Below are 4721 nucleotides of genomic sequence, written 5' to 3' on the forward strand. Positions count from 1 at the left end.
CCAGCGCCAGGGCCAGCGCCGCGCCGGCGCACGGATGCGCTGACCGCCGGGCCGCGGTGCCCGTCCTGCAACGCTGGGCGACGGCGGCTGGCCGGGACGAGGCACCGCGGACGGCAGGCAAAAAACGCACGGTGACTCGATGCTCGCAGGTCAGGAATCGGGCACGGGCGCGGCACGCTGGCCGGCCCGTCGGGCGCCGAATATGACCGGATCGGGCAGCGAGTTCAATGCAGGCTGTGCAGGTAGGCGATCAGGTCCTGCAACTGCTTGGCATCGTCCAGGCCGTCGTACTTCATCTTGCCGCCGGGCAGGGCCTTGGACGCCGGTTGCGAGAGGTAGCTGCGCAGCTTGTCGTCGCTCCAGGTCCACTGGCTCTGCTTCATCGCGTCGGAATAGGCGTAGTCCGGCACGCTGCCGGCGCGGCGCCCGGCCACGCCGAACAGGGTCGGGCCCTTCTTGTTCTTGGCCGGCGCGGCGCTATGGCATTCGGCACATTCGCTGGCGAACACGCCGGCGCCGGGCATGCCGCCGGCGGCCTGGGCGGACGGCGCCACCACGGCGGCCAGCGGCAGCAGGCCGGCCAGCAGGGTGCGCAGGGGGAGGGCATGGGTGCGTTTCATGGGGGAAGCTCCGTGCGGGGGAATCAGAAAGCGAGGCTCAGGCTCAGCGCGAACTGGTTGAGGTCGCGCGGGCGGGTGACCGGGGTGGCCCCGAACACGTTGCCGGTGCTGCCGTTGAACTTGCTGAAACGGAACCAGGTCGCGGACAGGCGCAGGTTGGAGATCGACGAGTAACTGTCGTCCTTGCCGAACGGTGCCCACGAGGCGCTGATCAGGTTGCTGGTGGTGTCCGGCGCGCCGTACGGGCGGTAGCGGAATGGATCGTCCGAGCCGGTGTTGATGAAGTGCGCCAGCAGCAGGCTGTAGCTCTGCTTGTAGGTGTAGTTGAGGCTGATCGACTGGTCGCGCACGCTGGCCCGGCGCGGGCCGGCCAGGGCCGGGTTGGTCGGGTCGATCAGTGCGCTGCCGTAGCGGCGGCGCTCGTAGATGTTGAGGTAGCCGAGCTTGAGGATGTGCTCGCGCGTGCCCAGGAACTGGTAGTTGAGGTCGTAGCCGAGATCGGTGAAGTCGTCGCGCGGGCCGGTGCTGCGCGGCAGCTGCCGGCGCGTGGTCAGGGCGACCACACCGGCCGAGAAGAACTGCCGCTTGAGGTCCTTCATGTAGCTCAGGCGCAGGTAGCCGGTGTCGCTGAGCTTGCCCGGATCGCCGCCGATGGCGTAGCCGAGATCGTCCTGGGTCGACACCGGCAAGGCGGTGTAGGTGCCGACCTCGCCGTACCAGTTGCGGTCGTACAGGCCGTAGACGCTGGTGCCGATCACCCGGTTGGACAGCGACGACTGGTTGAGCAGGGTGGTCGAACTGGCATAGGCCGAGGCCGGACCCAGGCCGGAGGCGTTGGGCAGCATGCCGATCGGATCCTGGCTGCCGGGATTGTTGTTGACGCTGACGCCGAGCAGGGTGTCCTTGCCGCCGAGCTGGAAGCTCTTGACCACCGCGCGCAGGTCCACGTTGTCCAGGCGCGTGGTGTAGTCGTTCTTGCCGTTGTTGGTCCTGGCGACCTTGACGTAGCCGCCGACGTTGTCGGTGATGCGTCCGGCCAGGTACAGGTCGGCTTCGCTGAAGCGGGTGCGGCTCTCGCCGCGCGCCGGCACGCTGCGGGTGGCGGTGAGCTGCGCGGAAACCGGGATCTTGGTGCCGTTGCCGTCGCTGTCGGTGTAGCCGCCGAGCTTGAAGCGCATGCCGTACGGGGTCAGCGCCGGGCCGTAGGCGCCGATGTGGCAGTCGGCGCAGGACGAGCCGGTCTGCCGCGCGAATGCCGGCACCGCGGCCGCGCGCGGGCTCAGCACCAGCAGCAGCGAACCGAGCGCCGACCACAGCAGCGCCTGCTCGGCGCCGCGCGTCCTGTCGCTGCGGGAGAAGGTGGAGGGGGACGACGGGGCCTGGTGCATGCGGAAAGTCCTTTGGCGGGCGGGTGGGGGCGGCGACGGACGCAAACGGGGAAGGGAGACGTGGCTCAGCGGCGGCGCAGGAACGGCAGCATCCGTTGCAGCACCGCGTCGCGGCGGACGAGGTGGTGCCACAGCGCCGCGCCGATATGCAGCAGGATCAGGCCGAGCAGCAGCCAGGCCGCGTCCACGTGCCAGGCGCCCAGGGTGTCGGCGAGATCGGGATCGGGCGCGACCAGCTCCGGCAGCGTCGCGCCGAACAGATGCACCGGTTTGCCCATCGATTGGCTCAGCGCCCAGCCCAGCACCGGCAGGGTCAGCAGCAGCGCGTACATCACCACGTGGGTGGCGCCGGCCAGCAGGCGCATCAGCGCAGAACCGGCCTCCGGGTCGTGGCGCTTGCCCAGGCGCATCCGCAGCGCGACGCGCAGGCAGAACAGGCCGAGCACGAACAGGCCGAAGTGGCGGTGGCCTTCCAGCAGCCACTGCCGCCACATGCGGCCTTCGACCTCTTCGCGCAGCAGGATCAGCCCCGCCGCCAGCACCAGGCACAGCACGGTGAGCCAGTGCAGCCACACCATCGGCCGCGGCAACGCGGCCGACGCGGCAGCGGGGGACACAGGTGGTTTCGGAGCGGCCGGCGTGGGCGAGGTCATGGCGGTACGCGGTGTCCTTGGGGCAACGAAGTGGGGCGCCGCCCGATGCCGGCGGGGCATCGCGGCAGCGGTGGTCGTCGATGGGTGCCGGCGCTGCGGCGAAAGGTTGCGTCGCGCGGCGCGTCGGCCTCGCGCAACCTTTCCGCAGACCCGTGGCACTCAGCCTGGACACTCCGATGTGGAGCCCGGTCGGGCACTCTGATGGCAATTGAACGAATCCAGTTGCGGACGCACGGCGATGCGCGCGGGCAGCTCGTGGCGTTGGAACAACAGCGCGACGTGCCTTTCGACATCCGCCGCGTGTACTACCTGTTCGCCACCCGCAACGGCGTGCACCGCGGCCAGCACGCGCACCGCCATCTCAACCAGTTGGCGGTGGCACTGCACGGTTCGGTGTCGTTCCTGCTCGACGACGGCAGTGGCCCGATGCAGGTGGTGCTGGACGATCCGCGGCAGGGCCTGCTGCTCGGCAGCATGGTCTGGCGCGATCTCTACGACTTCAGCGAAGACTGCGTGCTGATGGTGCTCGCCGACCAGGCCTACGATCCCACCGACTACATCTTCGACTACGACGAGTTCCTGCGCGAAGCCGCGGGCCTGCGCCGCCAGGAGGCCTGAAGCCATGCCACGTCCCCTGGTCATCGTCGGCGCCGGCGAACTGGCGCAGATCGCCTGCGAATACTTCACCCACGACAGCGACTACGCCGTGCTGGCCTTCAGCGTAGAGCGCGACTACCTGTCCACGCCGACCCTGGCCGGCCTGCCGGTGGTGGCCTACGAGGAACTCGAGCAACGCTATCCGCCGTCGCAGGTGGAGGTGTTCGTGGCGATTCCCGCCAGCGGCCTCAACCGGTTGCGCACGCGCTTCTACCTGGACGCCAAGCGTCGCGGCTACCGCATGGCCAGCTACGTCAGTTCGCAGGCCTTTGTCTGGCGCAACGTGGAACTGGGCGAGCACTGCTTCGTGTTCGAGCACAACGTGCTGCAGCCGTTCACCCGCATCGGCGCCAACTGCATCCTGTGGAGCGGCAACCACGTCGGCCACCGCACGGTGATCCATGACCACGTGTTCGTGGCCTCGCATGCGGTGATTTCCGGCTACTGCGAGATCGGCGCGGGCAGCTTCGTCGGGGTCAACGCCACGCTGAGCGACCGGGTCAAGGTGGCCGCCGACAACGTGATCGGCGCCGGCGCGCTGCTGACCCGCGACACCGAGCCGGGACGCATCTACGTCGGTGCGCCGGCGCGGGCGGTGGCCGGCAAGTCCAGCTTCGACGTGGACCTGTGAGGCACATGTTCGCCTGGCACAAACGTGGTCTTGTCTTCGATACCGCACGCGATGGCGTCGGCGGCTGGATGCGGCATTCGGCGCTGACGCCCACACCACTGCGGCTGGACGCCGAGCGTCTGCGCATCTACGCCGGCTTTCGCGACGACGCCGGCGTCAGTCGCATCGGCTACGTCGACGTGCGCGCCGACGATCCGACCCGGGTGCTGGGCGTCAGCGCAGCCCCCGTACTGGACATCGGCCGCGCCGGCTGTTTCGACGACAACGGCATGATCCTCGGCGACGTGGTGCACGGGCCGGACGGTCTCTACATGTTCTACGTCGGCTTCCAGCAGGTGGCGAAGGCCAAGTTCCTGGCCTTCACCGGCCTGGCCGTGTCCACCGACGGCGGCGACACGTTCCAGCGCCGCCAGGACACGCCGCTGCTGGACCGCGCGCCGGGCCGCAGCACCATCGCCGCGGTGCATTCGGCGCGCTATCGCGCTGGCCGCTGGCAGCTCTGGTACGCGGTGGGCGACGACTGGGAATGGCTCGGCGGCACGCCGTATCCGCGCTACCACATCCGCTGCGTGGAGACCGACGACCTGCAGGCGGTCCCGCGGCAGGACACCGTCTGCCTGCAACCGCAAGGCGACGAATACCGCATCGGCCGCCCGCGGGTGTACCGGCACGATGGCCGCTATCTGATGTACTTCACCCACGGCAGCCGCGATGGTGCCTATCTGCCGGGCATGGCGGTCAGCGACGACGGCCGCCACTGGCAGCGCTGCGA

The 4721-nt window shown here is 69.5% G+C and carries 6 protein-coding genes; 3 read left to right on the plus strand and 3 right to left on the minus strand.

The window, feature by feature from the left end; all coding sequences use genetic code 11:
* Positions 1 to 224: 224 nt before the first annotated feature.
* The 3 genes from D588_RS0112260 to D588_RS0112270 all read right to left on the minus strand — a co-directional run bounded on the left by D588_RS0112260 (position 225) and on the right by D588_RS0112270 (position 2586).
* Entirely contained in the window at positions 225 to 620 is a 396-nt protein-coding gene (locus D588_RS0112260) for a c-type cytochrome (RefSeq protein ID WP_017916196.1), read from the minus strand.
* Positions 621 to 643: 23 nt separating this feature from the next.
* Positions 644 to 2008, minus strand: coding sequence for a hypothetical protein (locus D588_RS0112265; protein WP_017916197.1), 1365 nt, complete (start codon positions 2006 to 2008; stop codon positions 644 to 646).
* A gap of 65 nt (positions 2009 to 2073) precedes the next feature.
* Positions 2074 to 2586, minus strand: a complete 513-nt coding sequence (locus D588_RS0112270; RefSeq protein ID WP_017916198.1) for a cytochrome b/b6 domain-containing protein — start codon at positions 2584 to 2586, stop codon at positions 2074 to 2076.
* Positions 2587 to 2862: 276 nt separating this feature from the next.
* Here D588_RS0112270 and D588_RS0112280 point away from each other — a divergent pair, with 276 nt between their 5' ends.
* From D588_RS0112280 to D588_RS0112290, 3 genes are all read left to right on the plus strand, one after another.
* The gene (locus D588_RS0112280; RefSeq protein WP_017909879.1) at positions 2863 to 3279 is read left to right on the plus strand and encodes an FdtA/QdtA family cupin domain-containing protein; all 417 of its coding nucleotides are present in this window, start codon (positions 2863 to 2865) and stop codon (positions 3277 to 3279) included.
* A 4-nt stretch (positions 3280 to 3283) separates the two neighbouring features.
* Positions 3284 to 3949 carry an acetyltransferase gene (locus D588_RS0112285; RefSeq protein WP_017916199.1) on the plus strand — a complete coding sequence of 222 codons (666 nt, stop codon included), beginning with the start codon at positions 3284 to 3286 and terminating at the stop codon, positions 3947 to 3949.
* A gap of 5 nt (positions 3950 to 3954) precedes the next feature.
* Positions 3955 to 4721: hypothetical protein (locus D588_RS0112290; protein WP_017916200.1), on the plus strand; the 767-nt coding region annotated here is incomplete at its 3' end.

Source organism: Xanthomonas sp. SHU 308, assembly GCF_000364645.1.
GTDB classification, from domain to species: domain Bacteria; phylum Pseudomonadota; class Gammaproteobacteria; order Xanthomonadales; family Xanthomonadaceae; genus Xanthomonas_A; species Xanthomonas_A sontii.